This is a genomic window from Roseomonas sp. KE0001 (assembly GCF_016107285.1).
Classification (GTDB): Bacteria; Pseudomonadota; Alphaproteobacteria; order Acetobacterales; family Acetobacteraceae; genus Pseudoroseomonas.
Genome location: NZ_RCVQ01000001.1, coordinates 354187 through 377614 on the forward strand (window position 1 = coordinate 354187; position 23428 = coordinate 377614).

Genomic DNA, 23428 nt, shown 5'->3' on the forward strand with positions numbered 1-23428 from the left:
TCAGCGCGCCGCGCCGGCCGGCGCCTGGGGCAACCAGGGCTTCAGCGGATGGTCCAGCTCGCCCTGGCCGCCGAGCGCGCGGTAGATCACCGCGTTCTCGACCACGCGCTGGGCGTAGTTGCGGGTCTCGGAGAAGGGGATCTGCTCCATCCAGTCGATCAGGTCGGTGCCGGGCTGGCGCGGGTCGCCATAGGTGGCGATCCATTCCTCGACGCGGCGGGGGCCGGCGTTGTAGGCGGCGGCGGCCATGGCCAGGTTGCCGAAGCGGCCGAGCTGGTCCGCCAGGTAGCGCGCGCCGAGGCGCAGATTGTGCTCGGGCTGGCTGGTCAGCCAGCCGGTCTGGTGCGCAACGCCCATCTGGCGCGCCACCAGGGTCGCGGTGCCGGGCAGCAGTTGCATCAGCCCGCGCGCATTGGCCGAGGAGACGGCGGCCGGGTCGAAGTTGCTCTCCTGCCGCGCCACGGCGTGGACGAAGGCGGGCTCGATCCCGGCGGCTTCGGGCGGGCTGTAGGGCATGGGCCAGCCCTCGGGCAGCATCATCACCCCGTCGATCCCGGCGCGGCGGGAGACCCAGACGGCATGGTCCTGCCGGCCGATGCTGTTGGCGAGCCGCGCCGCCAGAACCTGTTCGGCCGGGTCCGGCGCGGTCTCCTCCAGCCGCAGCAGGAAGAGGCGGGCCCGGTCGGTGTCGCCGAGGTCGGCCAGCGTCAGCACCGCCTGCGCCAGCTCCTTGTCGAGAAAGGCCGCCGCGGCGTCGGGGGTGGGCTGGGGCGGGCGGGTGGCGAGGATGCGGGCGGCGAGCTGGGGCGCGGTCTCGCCGAGGGCGAGGGCGCCGAGCTGGCCGTAGAAGGCGGTGGGGAAGCCGGCGGCCTCGGCGAAGCCGGCGCGTGCCTCGGCCGCCCGGCCACGCGCCGCCGCCGCCCGGCCCCGCCAATAGGCGCCGCGCGCCTGGGTGATGATGCTGGTGCTGTCGCGCCCCACCCGTTCGAAGTGCGGCGCGGCGCGGGCGGCGTCGTTCAGGGCCCGGAGCGCGATGAAGCCGGCCAGGAACTCGGCCTCCTGCAGATCCGCGCCGCTCCCCTGGGCATTCCCCTGGCCATTCCCCTGGCCATTCCCTTGGCCGTGCCGCGCCGCGACACGGTAGGCGGCCTCGGCCTGGCCGAGCCGCAGCAGCTTGCGCGCCAGCACCTGCCGCTCGGCCCAGACGGCGCGCGCCGCCTCGGGCGGCAGGTCGCGCTGCAGCGGCTCGGCCTTGCGCCACACCGCCGCCGCCTCCTGGTCGCGCTCCTGGCGGCGGAGGAAGCGGGCCAGCTCCAGGGCCAGGCCGAGATCCTCGCCCAGCCGCGCCTGCGCCCCCGCCTCGGCGCCGGCCTGGTCCGCCGCCATGGCCAGGCGAAGCTCGGCGGCGAGGCGCGTCTCCGGCGGCAGCAGCGGCAGCAGGCGGGCCGCGGCAGCACCCTGTCGCGCCCAGGCCAGACGCTGATAGCGCGCCAGATGGTCGGCCGGCGTCAGCACCGTGCCAAAGGCGGCCAGGAAGCCGGCCTCCGCACCGGCGTCCGGCGCGGCGTCCCGCCAGCCCTCGCGCAGCGTGCGGCGGGCGGCCTCCGCCTGGCCCTGGCGCTGCTGCGCCTCCGCGAGCTGGCGCACCGCCACCAGCCCGCGCGGCGGGATGCGGGCGAAGAGCCGCAGCACGGTGGGATCCTCCGCCAGCACCGGCAGCGCCTCCTCGCCGCGCAGCGTCAGGGTCTGCAGCGACGGCCAGTGCGGATTGGCCTCGGTGAAGGCCGCCACCTCCGGGGCGGTGGCGAGGCCGCGCACCTGCAGCCGCATCCAGGTGAAGAGCTTGGCGGCCAGCGGGTCCGCGCCCTCCCGGGCGATCGCCTCGGCCTCGCTCCAGCGGCCGGCCTGCGCGGCAACCATGGCGGCGCGGCCGGCGGCGCGGGCGGCCTCCGGCGCCCAGGGTTGCGCGGCCGCGGGCGTCGCCGGCAGCAGCAGCAGGGCGGGCAGCAGCGCCAGCGCAAGGGCGCGGCGGCGGGGCGGGCGGGGTGGCGCGGAGCACATGGCCGTGACCCTAGCCGATCGGCGAAACCTCTCCCAGGGGTTGCGCCCCCGCGTCGCCCCTCCGGCGCCGCACCGCTTGTGCCGCGCGGTCGGCGGCCCTAGCTTCCGGCCTTCACGGCAAGCGTCCCCCGGGAAGGAAAGTCAGGGCCGATGTTCAAGGGTTCCCTCGTTGCGTTGATCACGCCGATGACCGAGGACGGCGCGCTGGACCCGAAAGCGTTCCAGGACTTCGTCGCCTGGCAGATCGCCGAGGGCACCCAGGGGCTGGTTCCGGTCGGCACCACGGGCGAGAGCCCGACCCTGTCGCATGACGAGCATCGCCGCGTCGTCGAGCTCTGCGTCGAGGCGGCGGCGGGGCGCGTGCCGGTGATCGCCGGCACCGGCTCCAACAGCACGGCCGAGGCGATCGAGCTGACGCGCCATGCCAAGGAGGCCGGCGCCGACGCCGCCCTGGTGGTGACGCCCTACTACAACAAGCCGACGCAGGAGGGCCTCTACCTCCACTTCACCGCCATCGCCGATGCGGTGGATCTGCCGATCATCATCTACAACATCCCCCCCCGCAGCGTGATCGACATGTCGGTCGAGACCATGGCGCGGCTGGCGAAGCACCCGAACATCGTCGGCGTGAAGGACGCCACCGCCAACCTGACCCGGCCGCTGCACACGCGGCTCAGCTGCGGCACGGAATTCTGCCAGCTCTCCGGCGAGGACCACACGGCGCTCGCCTTCCGCGCCGCCGGCGGGGTGGGCTGCATCAGCGTCAGCGGCAATGTCGCGCCGCGCCTCTGCGCCGAGATGCACGCGGCCTGGGAGGCCGGGCGCATCGAGGAGGCGATGGCGATCCAGGACCGTCTGACGCCGCTGCACGATGCCATGTTCTGCGAGACCTCGCCGGGTCCGGTGAAGTACGCCGCCAGCCTGCTCGCCAAGTCCAGCGCGCATTGCCGCCTGCCGATGGCGCCAGTGGCCGAGAGCACCCGCGCCCGGGTGAAGGCGGCCATGGTGCAGGCCGGCCTGCTGAACTGAGCCGCCGGCCGCGCCCCCGCCCGGGCGGCGCTTCCTGAAACCGCCGCGGGGGAGGGGTGTTTCCCCGGTCCCGCGGGACCGCCGGCAGCGCCAGGCCGCTGCGGGCCGAGAAATGAGACGACCATGGCCGAGCCCCGCAAGAAAGCGCTGATCTCGCACGGCACCGCCGCGCAGAACCGCAAGGCGCGCTTCGACTACAAGATCGGCGAGACCTTCGAGGCCGGCCTGGTCCTGGTGGGGCCGGAGGTGAAGTCGCTGCGCGCCGGCCGCGCCGCCCTGGCCGATGCCTGGGCCGGCGAGCGGGACGGCGAGATCTGGCTGTTCAACAGCTACATCCCGGAATGGCAGGCCGGCAGCTACGTCGCCAAGTTCGAGCCGCGCCGGCCGCGCAAACTGCTACTGAAGAAGAAGCAGGTGCGGCAGCTGACCGGAGCGGTGACGCGCGAGGGCGTCACCCTGGTGCCACTCGAGATCCTGTTCAACGAACGCGGCATCGCCAAGGTCGTGATCGGCCTCGGCGAGGGCAAGAACAAGGCCGACAAGCGGCAGAGCATCGCCGCGCGGGACTGGCAGCGCGACAAGGCGCGGCTGATGCGCGAGAAGGGCTAGGCCCCGCCACCCGGCACGCCTCTCTGGACCGACGTGCCTGGACTGGCGCGCCTTCCTTGAAAGGCCCGCGCGCTTCCCCATCTGCACGGCCTTCCCGAGGTCTGCCGGAGGCAAGCGGATGGCGAACGGATGGGCTCCGGATGGCGGCGTCCAGGACCAGATCGAGGACACCGTCACGGAGGGCGTGCTGCGGGCCCGGGCGCGCATTCCGGCCGGCCCGGCCCTCGAGCACTGTCTGGAATGCGGCGAGGAGATCCCGGAGGCGCGGCGCCGCGCGCTGCCCGGTGCGCGCACCTGCATCGCCTGCCAGTCGGCGCTGGACCGGCGGCCGCAGAGCTTCGGCATCAACCGCCGCGGCAGCAAGGACAGCCAGCTCCGCTGAGCCTTCTTGCGGGCGGCCTCCAGGGGGAGATCAGGCGGGGTGCCGCTCCGCCACCTCCACCTCCACCTCCGCCGCGCCGGAGGGGCGCGGTGGCAGCCGCCGCAGCAGGAAGAGCATGATGCCCATGGCCGGCAGGGCCGCCGCCGTGGTCAGCAGGAAGAAGCCGGGCCAGCCCAGCCGCTCGGCCAGGTAGCCGCTGAACACGCCAACCGTCTTGCTCGCCACCGCCGCGAGCGAGGAGAGCAGGGCATACTGCGTGGCGGTGAAGGCGCGGTTGGTCAGCGTCGCCAGATAGGCCAGGAAGGCGCTGTCGGCCATGCCGTCGGTGAAGTTCTCGACGCCGGTCTGCAGATAGAACATCGGCATGTCGTGTCCGGCATAGGCGAGCGCCACATACATGAGGTTGGAGAGCATCTGCGCCAGCCCGGTCAGCACCAGGGCGCGGGCGGTGCCGATCCGCGCCACGATCCAGCCGCCGGCCAGCGCGCCGGCCAGGGTGGCGACCAGCCCGAAGACGCTGCCGACCTGCGCCACCTCGCTCCGGGTGAAGCCGAGCTCCGCCTGGAAGGACGGCACCATGACGCCGGCCAGGGCCTCGCCCAGCTTGAACAGCGCGACGAAGAGCAGGATCGGCAGCCAGTACCGCCGCCGCGTGAAATCGGCGAAGGGATCGATCACGGCCGAGCGCAGGCGGGCCCGCAGGCTGGCGCTGGCGGAGCGGATCCGCTCCTCCGCCCGCGGCCCCAGCCAGGTGGCCAGGAAGCCGACGCCGATCAGCGCCGCCGCATAGGCGAAGCCGCCGCTCCAGCCCCAGTGCTCGGAGAGGGTCAGCACCCCCGCGCCGGTCGCCAGCATGGCCAGGCGATAGCCCCAGACATAGAAGGCGAGGCCGAGGCCCTGGCTGCGCTCGTCGAGCACCTCGATGCGATAGGCATCGACCACGATGTCCTGGCTGGCCGAGAGGAAGGCCACGGCGATGGCCGCCAGCACGGTGGCGGTGGGCGCCACTGCGGGGTCGGTCAGCCCCATCAGCAGGATGGCGGCGGCCAGCAGCGGCTGGATCGTGGCCAGCCAGCCGCGCCGCAATCCCCAGCCGCGGAACAGCGGCGGCGCCGCGTGGTCCAGCAGCGGCGACCAGAGGAACTTCAGCGAGTAGGGCAGGCCGATCAGCGCCGTCAGGCCGATCTCGGTCAGCGAGACGCCGGATTCCGTCATCCAGCGGCGCAGGATGGCCAGGGTGAGCGGCAGCGGGGCGCCGGAGGAGAAGCCGAGCGCCAGCATGATCAGGAAGCGGCGGTCGTGGAGGATCGAGGAGAGGGTCGGGCGCATCGGCGCGCAACCTGACATGCCGGCGCCCGGCTTGAACAGCGGCGCCGGTGGGCCAGGGCCGTCAGATGGATGTCACGCAACCTTTCCGCCACCTGGCGAGCTTCTGCGCCGGATGCGGCGGAGCAGGGGGCGCGGATGATCCGGGGTAGGATGAAGGGCATGGCGGCCGGGCTGGCCTTGCTGGCGGCATCGCCGGCGGTGGCGGAGGACGGGCTGGGCTGGCAGGACGGCCTGCCGCGCCTGTCCGCCTTCGGGGGAGGCTTCACGATGCGGCCGAGCCTGCGGCTCGATGCCGATGCGGGCTCCTTCTTCGGCCAGGACGAGCCGGAGGGCTTCCGCAGCGGCGTCAACCTGCGCCGCGCCCGGCTCGGCCTGCGCGGCGCGCTGGGAGAGGCGGTCGAGTACCGCTTCACCTGGGACTTCGGCGGCTCCAGCCCGAACGACTACAGCCAGGTCTATGAGGCACAGCTCGCCTGGAAGGCGCTGGACAGGATGACGGTCCGGGCCGGCGCCTTCCAGCTCCGGCACCTGCCGGAATATGCCGGCAGCTCCTTCGAGACCCTGTTCCTGGAACGGGCGGCGATCAGCAACATCGCCGCTTCCGTGGCCTCCGGCGACACCCGCACCGCCCTCGGCCTGGAGGCGCATGGCGAGCGCTGGGTGGCCTCGGCCTATGGCACGGGCGGCGTGCTCTCGACCCGCAACGACGGGCGCCAGCGCGGGCTGGTGGGACGGGCGGCGTGGCTGGCCTTCGATGCCCCCGTGGGGGCGCTGCAGCTGGGCATGAACGGCGCGCACCAGTTCGAGCCGGGCACCTCGCCCGGGCGCAACAGCATCGGCCTCGACGACTACCCGGAGCTGCGCGTGGACAGCCGTGTCTTTCTCGACACCGGCACCATCCCCGCCGACTCCGCCTCCGCCTGGGGGCCGGAGGCCGCCGGCCGGGCGGGGCCGCTCTATGTCGAGGCGCTGTACCAGCGCGTCACGGTCGATGCCCTGTCCGGCGGTCGGCGCGACTTCTCCGGCTGGTACGTGCAGGCGGCCCTGCCGCTGCTGGGGCCGCCGCGCGAGCGGGAGGCGGACAGCGGAAGCTGGGGCCTCGGGACGGTGCCGGACTTCAACCCCGCCGCCGGAGGGTTCGGCGCGCTGGAACTGGCCGGCCGCTACAGCGAGGCGGATCTGCGGGACGGCGAGACGCGCGGCGGCCGGCAGCGGATCTGGTCGGTCGGGCTGAACTGGTTCCCGGCCGCCTGGCTGCGCCTCTCGGCACAGTACCAGAACGGCCGGATCGGGCTGGACGGGCCGGACCGCGACTTCCAGGCCATCGGCCTGCGGGCGGCCTTCGAGATGTGAGGGCCGCGCCCCGGTCCCTCCCGGCTCAGTTCATGGTCCTCAGGCCATGTTCACCATGATGGTCTTCTTGTGGGTGAAGTGCTCGAGCATGGATTCCAGGCTCGCCTCCTTGCCCAGCCCCGAGGCCTTGACGCCGCCATAGGACAGGTTGGGCTGCACCACGAGGTTCTGGTTCACCTGCACCAGGCCGCTCTCGATGCGGTGGGCGAAATCCAGCGCGATCCTGAGGTTGTTGGTCCAGACGCTGGCGGCCAGGCCGAACTCGGTGTCGTTCGCCGCGGCGAGCACAGCCTCCGCCTCGTCGAAGGGGAACACCACGGTGACGGGGCCGAAGATCTCCTCGCGCACCAGCCGGCTTTCCGTGTCGAGGCCGGTGAAGATGTGCGGCTGGATGAACAGGCCCTTGCGCAGCGCCGGGTCGGAGGGCATGGCGGAGCAGGCGCGGCCGGTGGCGCCGGCCGTGGCCTTCCCCTCCTCGATGAAGCCGCGGACCTTCTCGAACTGGCCGGGGGAGATGATGGTGCCGATATCGGTCTTCTCGTCCAGCGGGTCGCCCATCACCATGGCGTCCACGCGCTTGGCCATCTCGGCGACGAACCTCTCGTAGATCGGCCGCTCGACGAAGATGCGGCTGGCCGCCGTGCAGCTCTGGCCCTGGCGGGTGAAGCGCATCGAGGTCAGCGCGCCCTGCACGGTCTTCTCGAAGTCGCAGTCGGCGAAGACGATCATCGGCGACTTGCCGCCGAGCTCCAGCGTCACCGGGATCAGCTTCTCGGCCGCCGCGCGATAGATGATCTTGCCGGTCTCGACCGAACCGGTGAAGGTCACCTTCTTCACGAGCTTATGCTCGACCAGCGGGGCGCCGCATTCCGGCCCCTGGCCGCTCAGGATGTTGAACACGCCGGCCGGCAGCACCCGGTTCATCAGCTCGACGATGCGCAGCACGGCGAGCGGCGCCTCCTCGGCCGACTTCACGACGATGGTGTTGCCGGCGACGAGGGCGGGGGCCGCCTTCAGCGCCATCAGCATCATCGGGATGTTCCAGGGGATGATGGCGCCGACCACGCCGAGCGGCTCGCGCACGGTGATGTTCAGCACATCCGGCGCGAAGGGCACGGTCTCGCCCTTCAGCTCGCCGCCGAGGCCGCCGAAGAACTCGAAGATATCGGCGACGTTGTTGGCCTCGACCCGGCTCTCGGTGCGCAGCGCCTTGCCGGTCTCGAGCGCCACCAGCCGCGCCAGCTCCTCGACATGCTCGCGGATCAGCGCCGCCGCCTTGTGCACCAGCGCGCCGCGCTTGCGGGCGGGGACCTTCGCCCAATCCTTCTGCGCGCGCGCCGCGTCGGTCACGGCGGCCTCGACATCGGCCGCATCGCCATCGGCCGCGCGCGCCACTTCCTCGCCCGTCGCCGGATTGACCACGGCGAAGGTCCGGCCGGAGCGCGCGGGCGTATAGCGGCCGCCGATGAAGTGGTGGCCGGACAGCGCCTTGGCCAGGGCGAAGGGATCGAGCTGCGGCGCCTCGGGGGCGGTGCTGGGCTTGTCGAGCATGGCGTTGTCTCCCGCGATGGCCGGCTCCCGGGCCGGCGGAGGCCGAGACCATGGGGCGGCGGGACAAGGAGGGCAAGCCCGCCCGGCGAGGCAACCGGGCCGCGATACCCACGTTCCAGCTTCTGAGCCGAGGCCCGGAGGCGTCGGCACGAGGAGATGCCTGATGCCCCTTCTATCCCGCCGAGCCAGCCTGGCGCTGCCCCTCGGCCTCGCCGGCCTGCTGGCCGCCTGCGCCACCCCGTCCGAACCGCTGCCGCCCGCCGACCCGACCGGCCTGGCCGACCCGGAGATGAGGGCGCTGCTCGAGAGCCTGCAGGCACTGCGGCCGAAGCCGATCGAGACCCTGAACGCGCAGGAGGCGCGGTTGCAGCCGGGCATGGCGGATGCGGTGAAGCACCGGCTTCGCGCCATCGGCCAGACCGCCATGCCGCGGCCGTTGCCGGAGGTGCGGGAGCTGCAGATCCCCGGCCCCGGCGGTCCCCTGCCGGCCCGTCTCTATGTCCCCCTGGAGGCGGCGCGCGCGGGCCAGCCGGCCCGTGGCCCGCTGCCGCTGATCGTCTACTACCACGGCGGCGGCTTCGTCATCGCCGATCTCGACACCTACGACGCCTCGGCGCGTGCCCTGGCGGCGGAGGCCCAGGCGCTGGTCCTGGCCGTGCATTACCGGCAGGGGCCGGAGCACCGGTTCCCCGCCGCGCATGACGACGCCTATGCGGCCTATGCCTGGGCGCTGTCGCATGCCGGGGAGCTGGGCGCCGATCTGTCCCGCGTCGCGGTGGTGGGCGAGAGCGCCGGCGGCAACCTGGCGATCACCACCACCATGGCGGCGCGCGAGGCCCGCATGCCGTTGCCGGTGGCCATGGGCCTGATCTACCCGGTCGCCGGCACCGACATGACCACGCCCTCCTATCGCGAGATGGCGAACGCGAAGCCGCTGAACGCGGCGATGATGCAGTGGTTCATCCAGCAGTACACCAGCAGCCCGTCCGAGCTGCAGGACACGCGCCTGAACGTCTATGGCCGGGCCGAGCTGCGCGGCCTGCCCAAGGCCGTGATCATCACCGCCGAGATCGACCCGCTGCGCAGCGACGGGCAGATCCTGGGCGAGCGCCTCACCGCGAACGGCGTGCAGGTGGTGGCGCGGGACTATGCGGGCGTGACGCACGAGTTCTTCGGCGCCGACCCGCGGGTGCTGGCCAAGGCCGGGGATGCGCAGCGCTTCATGGCCGGCGAGCTGCGCTCCGCCTTCGCCCTGCCGGCGCCGGCGGTGGTGGTGCCGGTGCGCCGCCGTTCCTGAGGCGGGCGTTCCTGAGGCAAGCGTTCCTGAGGCGAGCGTTCCTGAAGGCGGGGAGGGGGCCGGCGGGCCCCCTCAGCCGGCCCGCAGCCGCCGCGCCGCCTCGACGGCGAAGTAGCTCAGCACGCCATTGGCGCCGGCGCGGCGGAAGGCCAGCAGGCTCTCCATCATGGCCTTGTCATGGTCCAGCCAGCCGTTGCGGACGGCCGCCATGATCATCGCGTACTCGCCGCTGACCTGATAGGCGAAGGTGGGCACCGCGAAGCGCTCCTTCACCCGCCGGACGATGTCCAGATAGGGCATGCCGGGCTTCACCATGACCATGTCGGCGCCCTCGGCCAGGTCGAGCGCGACCTCGCGCAGCGCCTCGTCCGAATTGGCCGGGTCCATCTGGTAGGTCTTCTTGTCGCCCTTCAGCGCCCCGCCGGAGCCCACCGCGTCGCGGAAGGGACCGTAGAAGGCCGAGGCATACTTGGCGGCGTAGGACATGATGCGGGTGTGGATCAGGCCGGCCTGGTCGAGCCGGGCGCGGATCGCTGCCACCCGGCCATCCATCATGTCTGAGGGGGCGATGACGTCGATCCCGGCCTCGGCCTGGACCAGCGCCTGCCGCGCCAGGATCCCGAGCGAGGCGTCATTGTCCACGTAGCCCTCGCGGATCACGCCATCATGGCCATGGTCGGTATAAGGGTCGAGCGCCACGTCGCCGATCAGGCCGAGATCCGGGAAATCCCGCTTCAGCCGCCGGGCGGCGCGGCACATCAGGTTCTCCGGATTGCCCGACTCCGTGCCTTCCGCGTCCTTCCGCTCCGGCGGCGTCATCGGGAAGAGGGCGACGGCCGGGATGCCGAGCTCGGCGGCGGGCCCGACGTGATCGGCCAGGCGGTCCAGCGTCACCCGCCGGACGCCCGGCATGGAGGCGACCTCCGAGACGCCGCCCTCGCCCTCCATGACGAAGATCGGCCAGATCAGGTTGTCCACCGAGAGAAGGTTCTCGGCCACCAGCCGGCGGGTCCAGGCGTCGTGCCGGTTGCGGCGGGGACGCAGCGCGGGGAAGCCCCCGCCAGGGGAGGAGGGGTAAGGGGAGGAGGGACCAGGGGAGGACGGACCAGGGGAGGCGGGGCCGGCGTGGTCCTGCCGGGCCGGATCGTACCGGGTGGGATCATGAAGGGCCATGCGCCGTCTCCGCTTCCGCGCCGCCCAGCGTCACGCGGCGGCATTGGCGCAATGAAGCACCAAGGACCCCGGGGGGCCAAGGGCAAGCCGGGATCGGGAGCCGGCCCTGGTGCGGGCGGGGCCGCCTTTCACGTCCCCTTGCGCACATGACCGGGTTGCAGCGGCGCCAGGGCGTTGCGAGTTTTCCTGTTCAACAAGCCGTGGTAACGAGCCCGCCATGAATCCGGCCGAGACCCCCATCGCCATCGGCGCCGACCATGCCGGCGTCGCCCTGAAGGACAGCCTGCGCGCCCGGCTTGAGGCGGCGGGTCATCCCGTGCTGGATTTCGGCACGCAGGGTGAGGCCAGCGTGGACTATCCGGACTTCGCCCGGCAGGTGGCCGAGGCCGTGGCCCAGAACCGCGCCGTCTTCGGCGTGCTGGTCTGCGGCACCGGCATCGGCATGGCGATCGCCGCCAACCGCCACCCCTCGGTCCGCGCCGTGGTGGTGCACGACACGACCGAGGCACGCCTGACCCGCGCCCACAACAACGCGAACATCGCCTGCTTCGGCGCCCGCACCATGGGGCCCGAGGTGGTCGCCGACGCGCTGCAGGCCTTTCTCACCACCGCCTATGAGGGTGGCCGGCACGACCGCCGCGTCGCCAAGCTCTCCCTTCAGCCGGCCAGTTCCCTGGCCGCCCCCGGGGCCGAGGAGGCCTGACGCCGATGACCGACCTCGCCGCCGCCAGCCGCTTCTTCGCCGCCCCGCTCGCCGAGGCCGATCCCGAGATCGCCGGGCTGATCGGGCGTGAGCTGACCCGCCAGCAGGACGGGATCGAGCTGATCGCTTCCGAGAACATCGTCTCCCGCGCGGTGCTGGAGGCCCAGGGCTCGATCCTCACCAACAAGTACGCCGAGGGCCTGCCCGGCCGCCGCTACTATGGCGGCTGCGAGTTCGTCGACGAGATCGAGACCCTCGCCATCGAGCGCGCGAAGCGGCTGTTCGGCTGCGGCTTCGCCAATGTGCAGCCGCATTCCGGCGCCCAGGCGAACATGGCGGTGTTCTTCGCCCTGATGCAGCCGGGCGACACCTTCATGGGCCTCGACCTCGCCGCCGGCGGCCATCTGACGCATGGCTCGCACGTCAACTATTCGGGCAAGTGGTTCAAGGTCGCCCCCTATACGGTGAACCGCGAGAGCGGCCGCATCGAGATGGAGGAGGTGGCGCGCATCGCGCGCGAAAGCCGGCCGAAGCTGATCGTCGCCGGCGGCTCCGCCTATGCCCGCGCCTGGGATTTCGCCCGCTTCCGCCAGATCGCGGACGAGGTGGGCGCGCTCTTCATGGTGGACATGGCGCATTTCGCCGGCCTGGTGGCCGGCGGCGCGCATGACAGCCCCTTCCCGCATGCCCATGTGGTGACCACCACCACCCACAAGACGCTGCGCGGGCCCCGTGGCGGCATGATCCTGACCAATGACGAGGCGCTGGCGAAGAAGCTGAACAGCGCCGTCTTCCCCGGCCTGCAGGGCGGGCCGCTGGAGCATGTCGTCGCCGCCAAGGCGGTGGCCTTCGGCGAGGCGCTGCGCCCCGATTTCCGCGCCTATGCCAAGGCGGTGGTGGCCAATGCGCAGGCGCTGGCGGAGGAGCTGATGGCGCAGGGCGCCGGCATCGTCACCGGCGGCACCGACAACCACCTGATGCTGGTTGATCTCCGCCCGCTGGCGCTGACCGGCCGCGCGGCCGAGGCGGCGCTGGGCCGCGCCCACCTGACCTGCAACAAGAACGCCATCCCCTTCGACCCCGAGAAGCCGGCGGTCACCTCCGGCATCCGCCTCGGCAGCCCGGCCGGCACCACGCGCGGCCTCGGCGAGGCGGAGTTCCGCGAGATCGGCCGGCTGATCGGCAAGGTGCTGACGGGCCTCTCCCGCAGCAACGATCCCGAAGGCAATACCGCGATCGAGCGCGAGGTGGGCGAGCAGGTGCGCGCGCTCTGCGAGCGCTTCCCGATCTACCGGGGCTGAGCGGGCGGGGCGGGGAGCCGGGCCATGCGCTGTCCCTTCTGCGGCAGCGAGGACACGCAGGTGAAGGACAGCCGCCCGGCCGATGACGGCGCGGCGATCCGGCGCCGCCGCTCCTGCCCCTCCTGCGGTGCCCGCTTCACCACCTTCGAGCGCGTGACGCTGCGCGAGCTGACGGTGGTGAAGTCCGATCAGCGCCGCGCTCCCTTCGACCGGGACAAGCTCGCCCGCTCCATCCGGGTCGCGCTGCGCAAGCGCCCCGTGGACGAGGACCGGGTGGAGAAGATTGTCAACGGCATCCAGCGCCGCCTGGAAGCGGAGGGCGAGAGCGAGATCACCAGCCGCGCCATCGGCGAGATGGTGATGGACACGCTCAAGGAACTCGACCAGGTGGCCTATGTGCGCTTCGCCTCGGTCTATCGCAATTTCGGCGAGGCGAAGGACTTCCAGGCCTTCCTGGGCTCGCTGGACGACAAGAAGGGTTAAGCCGCCAATGGTCAGGCTGTTTCATCCCGCGGCGCTGGCCGCCGGGGCCGGCACGCCGTTCCCGGCGACGCGCGCGCCGGTCCGCATGGCGGGCATCGCCGACCGCCCGGCCCTGGCCGCGCTGGCCTTCGCCGCCTTCAGCCAGGGGCCGGCGCTGCTGCCGGCCGGCGCGCGCGGCCAGATCGACGCGGCCCGCTTCTCGGCCCTGTTCTCCGCCACCGGCCCGTTGCTGGTGGCCGAGATCGGCGATGTGCCCCTGGGCTGCGCCCTGGCCGAGGAGCCGCCGGAGGGCGGCGATGCGGGCGCGGTCGCGCGGCTGACCGGCCTCTGGGTGGCGCCGCAGGCCATGGGGCAGGGGGTCGGCTCCACCCTGCTGGCGGCGATGGAGGAGCTGCTGGCCCTGGAGGGTGCGGCGACGTTGCGCGTGCGGGTGCCGAGCGGGCATCTGCGCGCCCTCGGCCTGTTCCGCCGCCGTGGTTATGTCATGCAGGCGGCCGGCCAGCGGGCCGAGGCGGTCTCGGGCATGCCGCTGCCGCACACCATGATGGCGAAGCGGCTGCCCGCCCTCGCCCAGGTGGCATGAGCCACGCCGGGCCCCCATCCGCGGCGCAGGACGTGGCGCAGATGCGCGCCGCGCTGGCGCTCGCCGCCCGGGGCCTGGGCAACACCTGGCCGAATCCCGCCGTCGGCTGCGTCATCGTGAAGGAGGGCGTGGTGGTCGGCCGGGGCTGGACCGCGCCGGGAGGCCGCCCGCATGCCGAGACCGAGGCGTTGCGCCGGGCCGGCGCGGCGGCGCGCGGCGCCACCGCCTATGTCACGCTGGAGCCCTGCTGCCACTGGGGCCGCACCCCGCCCTGCGCCGATGCGCTGATCGCCGCCGGGGTGGCGCGCGTCGTCGTCGCCATGCAGGACCCCGATCCGCGCGTCGATGGCGCCGGGCTGCGGCGGCTGCGCGAGGCCGGCATCGCCGTCGCGTCCGGGGTGCTGGAGGCCGAGGCGCGGGCGCTGAACGCCGGTTTCCTGAAGCGCCTGGCGAGCGGCCTGCCGCTGCTGACGCTGAAGCTCGCCACGACGCTGGATGGCCGTATCGCCACGCGGGCGGGCGAGAGCCAGTGGATCACCGGCCCGGCGGCGCGGCGCGCCGCCCATGCGCTGCGCGGCCGGCACGACGCGGTGCTGGTCGGCAGCGGCACGGCGCTCGCCGACGATCCCGACCTGACCTGCCGCCTGCCGGGCTTCGCGCCGGTGCCGACGGTGCGCGTGGTGGCCGATGCGCGGCTGCGGCTCGCCCCCTCGGCGCGGCTGTTCCGCAACCCCGCCCCGGTCTGGATCGCCACGCGGCCCGGCCATGACGAGGCGCGGCTGGCGCCGTTGCGCCAGGCGGGCGCCGCGATCCTGGAGGTTCCGGCGGCCGGGGCGGGGGAGGGGCTCGACGCCGCGGCCCTGCTGCGCGCCCTGGCGGCGCAGGGGCTGACCCGCGTGCTGTCCGAGGGCGGCGCCGGCCTCGCCGCCGCCCTGCTGCGCGCCGGGCTGGTGGACCGGCTGGCCTGGTTCCACGCCCCCGCCATCCTGGGCGGCGACGGCCGCCCGGCCGCGGAGGCGCTGCCATTGGCGCGGCTGGCCGAGATGCCCAGATACCGCCGCATCGCCCTGGAGGAGCTGGGGCCGGATCTGTTGAGCGAGTTCACCAGCGCGGGAGCGGCCTGAATGTTCACCGGCATCATCACCGCCGTCGGCACCGTCGCGGGCCTGGAGCCGATCGGCGCCGGCCAGGACATGCGCCTCCTGATCGAGACGCCGGGGGGCTGGCTGGAGGGGGCGGCGATCGGCGCCTCGATCGCCTGCTCGGGCTGCTGCCTGACCGTTGTGGCGCTGGCGGCCGACCGTTTCACCGTCGAGGTCTCGGGCGAGACCCTGTCGCGGACCACGCTCGGAAGCTGGGCCGAGGGCAGCCGGATCAACCTGGAGCGGGCGCTGCGCATGGGCGACGAGATGGGCGGCCACGTCGTCTCCGGCCATGTCGATGGCGTGGCCGAGATGCTCTCCGTCACGCCGGAGAACGGCTCGCTGCGATGCCTGTTCCAGTTGCCGCCGGAGTTGGCCCGCTTCGTCGCGCCCAAGGGCAGCGTGACCGTGGAGGGCGTCTCCCTCACCGTCAACGAGGTCGAGGGCGCGCGCTTCGGCGTCAACCTGATCCCGCACACCGCCGCCGTCACCACGCTGGGCGACCTCCGGCCGGGAGATGCGGTGAATATCGAGATCGACATGCTGGCCCGCTACGTGGCGCGGCTCAGGCAGTTCAATGTGGCGGAGTTCGAGGCATGACCGTCCTGACCAACCGGACCTCCTACGCGGAGTTTCTCAGCCCGACCGAGGAGCTGCTGGAGGAGGCCCGGCGCGGCCGCATGTTCATCCTGGTCGATGACGAGGATCGCGAGAACGAGGGCGACCTCGTCATCCCCGCCCAGTTCGCCACGCCGGATGCGATCAACTTCATGGCCCGCCACGCGCGCGGCCTGATCTGTCTCGCCATGACCAAGGCACGGGTCGAGCAGCTCGGCCTGCCGCTGATGGCGCAGAGCAACGGCACGCGGCACCAGACCGCCTTCACCGTCTCGATCGAGGCGCGGGAAGGGGTCACCACCGGCATCTCCGCCGCCGACCGCGCCCGCACCGTCGCCGTCGCCATCAACCCGGAATCGCGGCAGGAGGATATCGTCACGCCGGGGCACGTCTTCCCGCTGGTCGCGCGCGAGGGCGGCACGCTGGTGCGCGCCGGCCATACCGAGGCGGCGGTGGACTTCGCCCGCATGGCCGGGCTCAACCCCTCGGGCGTGATCTGCGAGATCATGAACGAGGACGGCACCATGGCCCGGCTGCCGGACCTGGTCAGCTTCGCCCAGCATCACGGCCTCAAGCTCGGCACCATCGCCGACCTGATCGCGCATCGCCGCCGCACCGAGCGGCTGGTGACGCGGATCGAGGAGGGCGTGCTGCCGGACGCCTCCGGCCGGGGCGAGTGGCGTCTGCACGTCTATGCGAACAAGCTCGAATACGGCGAGCATATCGCGCTGGTGAAGGGCGATGTCGCGCGCGGCGGCCCGGTTCTGGTGCGCATGCATGCCGTCAACGTGCTGTCCGACCTGCTCGGCACCGCCGGTCCGCATGACCTGCAACGCTCCATGGCCGAGATCGCCGCCGCCGGACGGGGCGTCGTGGTGATGATCCGCGACGTCAAGCCGACGGCGATCTCGGAGCGCGTCCGCGCCGGGCGCGACCGCACCGCGCCGCCGGAGCTGCGCGACTATGGCATCGGCGCGCAGATCCTGGCCGATCTCGGCGTCCGCGAGATGATCCTGCTCTCCAACCATCCGCGGCCCATCGTCGGTCTCGAAGGCTATGGCCTGACCGTGGCCGAGACCCGCCGCATCGAGGACAGCGTCCCATGAGCACCGTCGACGCGCCGGAGCGCGCCACCCCCGTCATTCCCGGCCCGGCGCCGCGGATCCTGCTGATCCAGGCGCCCTACTACGCCGGCGTCTGCGCCGGCATGCGGCGCGGCGCCGAGCGGGTGCTGGCCGAGGCCGCCGCCTCGCTGCAGGTGGTCGATGTGGCCGGCGCCTTCGAACTGCCCGCCGCGCTGCGCATGGCCATCCGCCAGGGCGGCTGGGACGGCTATCTGCTGCATGGCTGCGTGGTGAAGGGCGAGACCGACCACTATCAGTTCATCTGCGAGGCCGTGTGCCAGGGCGTGATGGACATCAGCGGCGAGACCGGGGTGCCGCTCGGCTTCGGCCTCCTGACGGTCGAGACCCTGGCCCAGGCCGAGGCGCGCAGCGCCGATGACCGGCACAACAAGGGCGCCGAGGCGGCGCAGGCCCTGCTGGGCCAGATCGCCCTGGCGCGGAAGTGGAACACGCGATGACGGCCTCCCCCCCCACGGCCCGCCCCGCCGGCCGGCGCCCCGCCACCCAGGGGCGCCCGCGCACCGGCTCGCGCGTCGCCGCCATCCAGGCCCTGTTCCAGAGCGAGCAGAGCGGCGAATCGGCCGAGACGGTGCTGGACCAGTTCATCCGCCACCGCATCGGCCCCGATGCGGGAGGCTTCGAGGATGGCCGCGTGCCGCTGGCCGACGTGCCGCTCTTCGCCCAGTTGGTGCGCGGCGTGGCCCGCCAGGGCGAGACGCTGGACGGCATCGTCGCGGGGCATCTGGCGGGCGAATGGACGGTGGCGCGGCTCGATCCCGTGCTGCGCGCCCTGCTGCGCGCCGCCGCCTTCGAGCTCTCCTCCGGCGCCGAGCCGCCGGCGCGCGTGGTGATCAACGAGTACATGGACATCGCGCACGGCTTCTTCAGTGGCGAGGAGCCGCGCTTCGCCAATGGCGTGCTCGATGCCATGGCGCGGCACCTGCGCGCCGGCGAGTTCCAGCGCTGAGACGGCGGGCGGGGTCGCCGGCCCCGCCCGCACGGGTCTTTCCCCGGAGGGGCGGCGGGGCGAGAATGGCCGCATGACCCTGCCGCCCGAATTCTCCCTCATCGCCCGGCATTTCCGGCCGCTGGCCGGGCCGGGGGCGCTCGACCTCCTCGACGATGCCGCCGTGCTGGCGCCGCCGCCCGGGCGCGAGCTGGTGCTGGCGGCCGATGCCATGGTCGAGGGCGTGCACTACCTGCCCGACGATCCGCCCGCGACGCTGGGGCGCAAGCTGCTGCGCACCAACCTCTCCGACCTCGCCGCCATGGGCGCGGCGCCGCTCGGCTACCTGATGACCCTGGCGCTGCCGAAGGCGCTGCCGGAGGGCTGGCTGGCCGGCTTCTGCGCCGGGCTGGCGGAGGATCAGGAGACCTTTGCCCTCTCGCTGCTCGGCGGCGATACGGTCTCCATCCCCGGCCCGGCCTGCCTCTCGCTGACCATCCTGGGCCATGTGGCGCCAGGGCGCGCCCTGCGCCGGACGGGCGCGGCCCCGGGGCAGGAGATCTGGGTCTCGGGCAGCATCGGCGACGGGACGCTGGGGCTCGGCGTGCTGCGCGGGGAGTTCCCCGCCGATCCCGGCGGCGTCCTCGCCGGACGCTACAGGCTGCCGCGGCCGCGCCTGGCGCTTGGCCGGTCCCTGGCCGGCCTGGCCAGCGCGGCGATGGATGTCTCGGACGGGCTGGTGCAGGATCTCGGCCATCTCTGCCGGGCGGCGGGCTGCGGCGCGACGATCGAGGCGGCCGCCGTGCCGCTGTCGGCGGAGGCCTCGGCGCTGCTGGCGGCGGAGGCCGTGCTCCTGCCGCGCCTGCTGACCGGGGGCGACGACTACGAGCTGCTGTTCGCCGCGCCGGCCGGGGCGGCGCCGGCCATCCTGGCGGCGGCGGCCGCCGCCGGCACGGCCGTCACGCGCATCGGCCGCTTCCAGGCGGGGGAGGCCAGGGTGGTCGTGCGGGGCGCGGATGGCGGCGTCCTGCCGCTCGGGCAGGGCGGCTGGAGCCACTTCTGAGCGGCTAGCCTCCCTGGAGCCGCGCCGGCCGCCTCAGGCGGGGCGGCGGGCCGGCGCCTCGCGGGCCAGCCAGAGCGTCGCGGCGGCCAGCAGCAGGGGCGGGATCGAGACCCAGCAGACCATGGCCCAGCCGTACCGGTTGAGCAGGCCGCCCGAGGCCAGCGAACCCACCACCATCACGCCGAACACCAGGAAATCGTTCAGGCTCTGGACCTTGGCCCGTTCCTCCGGGCGGTGGCTGTCGACCACCATGGTGGAGGCGCCGACGAAGCCGAAGTTCCAGCCGAGGCCAAGCAGGATCAGGCTGAGCCAGAAATGGCCGACGGAGAGCCCGCTCAGCCCGGCCACCGCCGCCAGGGCGGAGAGGAACAGGCCGGCCAGCACCACGCGCGGGGCGCCGAAGCGGGCGATCAGGCCACCGGTGAAGAAGGCCGGCCCATACATGGCGATGACATGCCATTGCAGGCCGAGATTGGCATCCCCCTGCGTCAGGCCGCACAGCCGCATGGCCAGCGGCGCCGAGGTCATCAGGAAGTTCATGATCAGGTAGGAGACGGCGCCGGCGGCGACGGCGGCGATGAAGCGCGGCTGCCGCGCGATCTCGGCGAGCGGCCGGCCGCGCGCGGCGCCCGACATCCGCGGCGAGGGCACGCGCACGCTCATCAGCACCAGGGCGCAGAGCACGGCGAGCCCCGCCTGCGCGAGATAGGTGACGGCGAAGAGGTAGGGCGGCCAGAGGTCCATGGTGTGGGTGACGAGCTGCGGGCCCAGCACGCCGGCGAAGACCCCGCCCGCCATGACCAGGGAGATGGCGCGGGCGCGGCGCTGCGGCGGCGCGCAATCGGCCGCGGCGAAACGCAGGCTCATGGCGACCGAGGCATAGGCGCCGCCGAAGAAGGTGGCGCCGCAGAACAGCCAGAAGGAGCCGATCAGCACCGCATGGGCCGAGAGCAGGCCGACCAGTACGCCGCAGGTGGCGCCGAAGAGGAAGCTGGCCCGCCGGCCATAGCGGCTCGCCAGCGCCCCCGAAGGGATGGTGCCGCTGGCCATGCCCAGCACGAAGAGGGTGATGGGCAGGGTGGCGAGGCTCTTGTCCGGCGCCAGCGTGTTCCCCATCACCGCGCCGGTGGCGAAGATGATCGTGGCGTTCGCCCCCGCCAGGGCCTGGGCTATGGCGAGGCGGGTGACGTTCCTCCGCTCTCCCGGCATGGTGGCCGGTGAGGCGCGTTCTTCTGGTTCTGACATGTCACCAGAAGACAGAAAGCCGCCTTTTCCGACAAGTTGCATCCCGCGCAGTGCTGGACTGCGGCGCGGGCATCGCACCCGCGGCCCGGCCAGCGGCGGGCCGCCGGCCGGTGGTGGATCAGCGGCCCGGGCCGGTGCCGGGGCCCTGCTCGGCGCCCAGGTTGCCCGCGCCGACGCGGCCGATATTGCCGAAGAGCGATTGCAGCAGCGTGCGTTCCGTGCCGGGCACCGGCGTGGTGCGCTCCACCATGCCGACATCGCGCATGTCGTCCTCGCCCATCTGCCGGATGGTGCGGATGACGCCCTGCTCGTTGAAGTCGATGGCGACCACCCGTTCCCGCTCGCGCCCGTCATGGCTGGCCGGGCGCATCCGCGTGACCGAGCTGATGTAGTACCAGCTGTTGCGGTCGAAGGTGCCGGTGGCGCTCGGCGAGCCCAGCAGCGCCTGGACATCCGCCTGGGTCTGCACGCCCGGCTGAAGCTGCGCCAGCAGGTCCGGGTCGGCGCGGTTGCCGCGCATCACGGGTGCCGCCTGGAAGAAGGAACAGCCGGCTAGGGTCAGGCTGAGCGCCAGGGCGAGGCCGGGCAGGCGGCGCGGGGCGCGGCTGGGCGTCTTGCTGCGGAAGGTGTCGCTGCTGCTCACGGGTGTCCCGATTCCTGTCGGCCAGAAGGTGCGCCCGTCTTCCGGGCGGGCGGCGCCGCATTGACCGGCGCTGGGTTGCGGTCCATCTGCACGGTCGATTGCCACCGCCCCGCACCGGGGTCAACCGGCCTGCCGCCCGGCGGGGCCGAGGAGACGCCACGACCATGGCCCTGTTCGGCCTGTTCCGCCGCAAGCCTCATGAGCGGCAGGGCTTCGAGCTCTATGGCGCCGCCGTGCGCGCGGCGCGGCATCCGGTCTTCTTCGAGGCGCTGGGCGTGCCGGACACCCTCGACGGACGCTTCGACCTGATCGGCCTCCAGACGGCCCTGCTGATCCGCCGCCTGCACCGGGACAGCGACCCCCGCGGCGCGGCCCTGGCGCAGGCCGTGTTCGATGCCATGTTCGCCGACATGGATTTCAACCTGCGGGAAATGGGCGTGGGCGACATGTCCATCGCGCGGCGGGTGAAGAACATGTGGGAAGCCTTCCATGGCCGCGCGCAGGCCTATGAGGCGCCGCTCGCCGCCGGCGACGCCGCGGCCCTGGCCGAGGCGCTGGCCCGCAATGTCTGGCGGGGCGCGGTGCCGGCCACGGCGCCGGGACCGGCACGGCTGGCCGCGCTCGCGCTCGAGACGGATGCCCTCCTCGCCGGCCAGGCCATGGAAACCCTGTTGAAGGGGGAGGCGCGCTTTCCTGATCCCGGACACCGGTTGGAGGACCCCCTGGCATGAGCGACGAGAACAGACTGGAATTTCCCCGCTCCCTGCCCTGGGCGGCGGTGGGCCCGGAGGGACGGCACCGGCGACTGGAGGCCACCCCCGCGGAATGCGCCGCCCTGGCGCTGCGCTTCGGCATTCCCGCCATCGAGTCCCTGGTTGCAGAGCTCGACCTGAGCAATGAGCCTGGCGGCACCGTGCGGGCGCGCGGCACCCTCGAGGCGCGGGTGGTGCAGACCTGCGTCATCACGCTCGAGCCCTTCGGGGAGCTGGTGCGGGATGAGGTGGACCTCCGTTTCCTCCCCGCCGGGCGGGAGCCCGCGGATGACGCGGAGGGGCCGGACGAGATCCCCACCGAGCATGGCGTCATGGAACTGGGCGAGGCGCTCGCGGAGCAGCTTTCCCTGGCCCTCGACCCCTATCCGCGCGCGCCCGGCGCCAGCCTGCCGGAGGTCGGCGAGGACGTGGTGGAGGAACCCCGGAGGCGCAATCCCTTCGCGGTTCTGAAGGGCAGCAAGGCGTAGCGGGGCGGTCCGGACGGCCGCAAGGGAAGGCGAGCCTGGTTCAGAGAAACCAGGCCCAGGCCATCAGCCCGACCGACGTGCCGAAAAGCAGCGTGGCCGCCGCATATCCCGCGATTTCGCTCATGCGCGGGGGAGTAGACCAGCCGGTCCCGACCGTCATCAAAACAGGGCGTGAAGTCGGGCGCCCCGGGCGCGTCCTCAGAGGGAGGCGAGGCTGATCGCGGCGGTGGTCGAGGGTGCGTCGTCGGAGCGGTCGAGGGCGCTGATCCAGACCTTGGGGCTGCCGCAGTCCACCGACCCATAGGGCGAGCAGAAGGCGACCTCCGCGGCGTCCCGCCCGATGCCGATGCGCACCAGCCCGTCCGGCGCCGCCATGCGGGTGGCGTCGAAGAGATACCAGGCGCCGCCCTCCGGCCCTTCCAGCCAGGCCTCCATCACGGCATGGAAATCCGGCGGCGACAGCCGCCAGGCATAGGCGCTGACGAAGCGCGCCGGAATGCCGAGGGCGCGGCAGAACGCCATGGAGAGATGCGAGAAGTCCCGGCAGACCCCCTGGCGCTGCAGCAGCGTGTCGCGGGCCGAGGTGTGCTCGTCGCTGCTGCCGGGCACGTAGTCGAGCCGGTCGCGGACCCAGTTGCAGATCGCCGTCACCCGCTGATGACCGGGCGGCAGGGCGCCGAACTCCTTCCGGGCGAAGGGTTCGAGCAGGTCCGATTCGACGTAGCGGCTCGGATAGAGGTGGGTCAGCACCTCGAGGGGCAGGCGAGCGGCCGGCATCTCGCCCACCGCCGCTGGGTCGACGCTCTCGGGCGCCAGCTCCACCACCGCCTCGTAGCGGAGGGTCAGGGGGCCGCGCGGGGCCTGAACCCGCAGATAGCGGTTGCCGCTCTCGGGCATCAGGAAGCGGTCCTGCGGCGCCTCGGCCGAGAGCGTCAGCCGCTCCTCCACCACCGCCTGGCGGGCGGTGCGCTGCGCCTCGACATTGAACACCAGCGGCGCGCCTTCCGCCTCCTGGACCTCGTAGCCCAACTCGCATCCCAACCTGTAGCGCATGATGATGTCCCGGCGCCTGTGATCGGCCCCGTTTGGCCGGTGCCGGCGCGAACCTTTCGCGGAGGACTAACCGTTCCGCGACCGGTTGGTTGCTGCGATGCATCATGGAAAGCCCTGGGGGCCCGGCTGCCCGGGTCTTAACCATGACGAAACCTGCCGCGTCCTAGGCTGGGCCCAGCAGAAAGCGGACCTTCCCGATGACGCCAAAATGGCTGCACACCCTCACCATGTTCTGCGCCGCCGGCGCCATGCTGGCCGGCATCGCCCTGCTGGACTGGCCGGGGATCGGCCGCCTGGCCGGCGTCCTGCATCTGGAGGAACCCTTGCCGGGGTTCCTGAACACCTCCCGTCTCGCCACGGAGTGCGGGCACCCCGCCTGCCTCGGCCTCACGGCGCAGGGCGGCGTGGCCCGGCTGGGCGGCTCCTGACCGGCCGGGAGCTATCGCGCCCGCGCCGGACGCGGCATCCTCGCGCCGGAGCCGCGGCAGGCGGCGGAACGG

25 protein-coding genes are annotated in these 23428 nt (G+C 73.0%); 18 read left to right on the forward strand and 7 right to left on the reverse strand.

Annotated features, from left to right (window positions below):
- Positions 1-2061, reverse strand: a complete 2061-nt coding sequence (locus D9598_RS01630; protein WP_198364643.1) for a lytic transglycosylase domain-containing protein — start codon at positions 2059-2061, stop codon at positions 1-3.
- 150 nt (positions 2062-2211) lie between these two features.
- On the opposite strand from D9598_RS01630, the gene dapA reads away from it, so the two are divergent.
- The 3 genes from dapA (at position 2212) to D9598_RS01645 (ending at position 4081) form a co-directional block, all read left to right on the forward strand.
- Positions 2212-3090: a 4-hydroxy-tetrahydrodipicolinate synthase gene (gene dapA / locus D9598_RS01635; RefSeq protein WP_198364644.1), complete on the forward strand. Its 879-nt coding sequence runs from the start codon at positions 2212-2214 to the stop codon at positions 3088-3090.
- A gap of 123 nt (positions 3091-3213) precedes the next feature.
- Entirely contained in the window at positions 3214-3699 is a 486-nt protein-coding gene (gene smpB / locus D9598_RS01640) for an SsrA-binding protein SmpB (protein ID WP_198364645.1), read from the forward strand.
- Positions 3700-3817: 118 nt separating this feature from the next.
- The gene (locus tag D9598_RS01645) at positions 3818-4081 is read left to right on the forward strand and encodes a DksA/TraR family C4-type zinc finger protein (protein ID WP_198364646.1); all 264 of its coding nucleotides are present in this window, start codon (positions 3818-3820) and stop codon (positions 4079-4081) included.
- Positions 4082-4111: 30 nt separating this feature from the next.
- Here the strand turns inward: D9598_RS01645 and D9598_RS01650 are convergent, their stop codons facing one another.
- Positions 4112-5410 (reverse strand): AmpG family muropeptide MFS transporter, encoded by a 1299-nt coding sequence (locus D9598_RS01650; protein WP_198364647.1) that lies wholly within the window; start codon positions 5408-5410, stop codon positions 4112-4114.
- 159 nt (positions 5411-5569) lie between these two features.
- On the opposite strand from D9598_RS01650, the gene D9598_RS01655 reads away from it, so the two are divergent.
- Positions 5570-6763, forward strand: coding sequence for an OprO/OprP family phosphate-selective porin (locus tag D9598_RS01655; RefSeq protein ID WP_198364648.1), 1194 nt, complete (start codon positions 5570-5572; stop codon positions 6761-6763).
- A 39-nt stretch (positions 6764-6802) separates the two neighbouring features.
- Here D9598_RS01655 and D9598_RS01660 read toward each other — a convergent pair whose 3' ends face one another.
- The gene (locus tag D9598_RS01660) at positions 6803-8314 is read right to left on the reverse strand and encodes an aldehyde dehydrogenase family protein (RefSeq protein WP_198364649.1); all 1512 of its coding nucleotides are present in this window, start codon (positions 8312-8314) and stop codon (positions 6803-6805) included.
- A gap of 163 nt (positions 8315-8477) precedes the next feature.
- Between D9598_RS01660 and D9598_RS01665 the strand changes: the two genes are divergently transcribed.
- Positions 8478-9611 (forward strand): alpha/beta hydrolase, encoded by a 1134-nt coding sequence (locus D9598_RS01665; protein WP_198364650.1) that lies wholly within the window; start codon positions 8478-8480, stop codon positions 9609-9611.
- 72 nt (positions 9612-9683) lie between these two features.
- On the opposite strand, the gene hemB is transcribed toward D9598_RS01665, so the two are convergent.
- Positions 9684-10784, reverse strand: a complete 1101-nt coding sequence (gene hemB / locus D9598_RS01670; RefSeq protein WP_198364651.1) for a porphobilinogen synthase — start codon at positions 10782-10784, stop codon at positions 9684-9686.
- Between the two features lie 217 nt (positions 10785-11001).
- Here hemB and rpiB point away from each other — a divergent pair, with 217 nt between their 5' ends.
- The 10 genes from rpiB (at position 11002) to thiL (ending at position 18747) form a co-directional block, all read left to right on the forward strand.
- On the forward strand, positions 11002-11487 hold the full coding sequence (gene rpiB / locus D9598_RS01675) for a ribose 5-phosphate isomerase B (protein ID WP_198364652.1): 486 nt from the start codon (positions 11002-11004) through the stop codon (positions 11485-11487).
- A gap of 5 nt (positions 11488-11492) precedes the next feature.
- Entirely contained in the window at positions 11493-12788 is a 1296-nt protein-coding gene (gene glyA / locus D9598_RS01680) for a serine hydroxymethyltransferase (protein ID WP_198364653.1), read from the forward strand.
- Positions 12789-12812: 24 nt separating this feature from the next.
- A complete protein-coding gene (gene nrdR, locus D9598_RS01685) occupies positions 12813-13271 on the forward strand; it encodes a transcriptional regulator NrdR (protein ID WP_198364654.1) in 459 nt (152 codons plus the stop codon).
- Between the two features lie 7 nt (positions 13272-13278).
- Positions 13279-13854, forward strand: coding sequence for a GNAT family N-acetyltransferase (locus tag D9598_RS01690; RefSeq protein WP_198364655.1), 576 nt, complete (start codon positions 13279-13281; stop codon positions 13852-13854).
- The gene (gene ribD, locus D9598_RS01695; protein ID WP_232476800.1) at positions 13851-14978 is read left to right on the forward strand and encodes a bifunctional diaminohydroxyphosphoribosylaminopyrimidine deaminase/5-amino-6-(5-phosphoribosylamino)uracil reductase RibD; all 1128 of its coding nucleotides are present in this window, start codon (positions 13851-13853) and stop codon (positions 14976-14978) included. Before D9598_RS01690 ends, ribD begins: the two co-directional genes overlap by 4 nt.
- Complete coding sequence (locus D9598_RS01700) at positions 14979-15596, forward strand: riboflavin synthase (RefSeq protein ID WP_198364656.1); 618 nt, start codon at positions 14979-14981, stop codon at positions 15594-15596.
- Positions 15593-16720 (forward strand): 3,4-dihydroxy-2-butanone-4-phosphate synthase, encoded by a 1128-nt coding sequence (gene ribB / locus D9598_RS01705; RefSeq protein WP_198364657.1) that lies wholly within the window; start codon positions 15593-15595, stop codon positions 16718-16720. Before D9598_RS01700 ends, ribB begins: the two co-directional genes overlap by 4 nt.
- The gene (gene ribH, locus D9598_RS01710; RefSeq protein ID WP_198364658.1) at positions 16717-17196 is read left to right on the forward strand and encodes a 6,7-dimethyl-8-ribityllumazine synthase; all 480 of its coding nucleotides are present in this window, start codon (positions 16717-16719) and stop codon (positions 17194-17196) included. The genes ribB and ribH overlap by 4 nt, the downstream gene beginning before the upstream one ends.
- A complete protein-coding gene (gene nusB, locus D9598_RS01715) occupies positions 17193-17705 on the forward strand; it encodes a transcription antitermination factor NusB (protein ID WP_198364659.1) in 513 nt (170 codons plus the stop codon). Before ribH ends, nusB begins: the two co-directional genes overlap by 4 nt.
- 73 nt (positions 17706-17778) lie before the next feature.
- Positions 17779-18747, forward strand: a complete 969-nt coding sequence (thiL, locus tag D9598_RS01720) for a thiamine-phosphate kinase (RefSeq protein WP_198364660.1) — start codon at positions 17779-17781, stop codon at positions 18745-18747.
- A 33-nt stretch (positions 18748-18780) separates the two neighbouring features.
- Here thiL and D9598_RS01725 read toward each other — a convergent pair whose 3' ends face one another.
- Both D9598_RS01725 and D9598_RS01730 read right to left on the reverse strand, forming a co-directional pair.
- Entirely contained in the window at positions 18781-19992 is a 1212-nt protein-coding gene (locus D9598_RS01725; protein WP_198364661.1) for an MFS transporter, read from the reverse strand.
- A gap of 118 nt (positions 19993-20110) precedes the next feature.
- Entirely contained in the window at positions 20111-20635 is a 525-nt protein-coding gene (locus tag D9598_RS01730) for an outer membrane protein assembly factor BamE (protein ID WP_198364662.1), read from the reverse strand.
- Between the two features lie 164 nt (positions 20636-20799).
- Between D9598_RS01730 and D9598_RS01735 the strand changes: the two genes are divergently transcribed.
- Positions 20800-21366 (forward strand): ubiquinol-cytochrome C chaperone family protein, encoded by a 567-nt coding sequence (locus tag D9598_RS01735; RefSeq protein ID WP_198364663.1) that lies wholly within the window; start codon positions 20800-20802, stop codon positions 21364-21366.
- A complete protein-coding gene (locus tag D9598_RS01740) occupies positions 21363-21875 on the forward strand; it encodes a DUF177 domain-containing protein (protein WP_198364664.1) in 513 nt (170 codons plus the stop codon). The genes D9598_RS01735 and D9598_RS01740 overlap by 4 nt, the downstream gene beginning before the upstream one ends.
- A 198-nt stretch (positions 21876-22073) precedes the next feature.
- Here D9598_RS01740 and D9598_RS01745 read toward each other — a convergent pair whose 3' ends face one another.
- Positions 22074-22928 (reverse strand): transglutaminase family protein, encoded by an 855-nt coding sequence (locus D9598_RS01745; protein WP_198364665.1) that lies wholly within the window; start codon positions 22926-22928, stop codon positions 22074-22076.
- A gap of 197 nt (positions 22929-23125) precedes the next feature.
- Here D9598_RS01745 and D9598_RS01750 point away from each other — a divergent pair, with 197 nt between their 5' ends.
- Positions 23126-23356, forward strand: coding sequence for a hypothetical protein (locus tag D9598_RS01750; protein ID WP_198364666.1), 231 nt, complete (start codon positions 23126-23128; stop codon positions 23354-23356).
- The last annotated feature ends 72 nt before the right edge of the window (positions 23357-23428 follow it).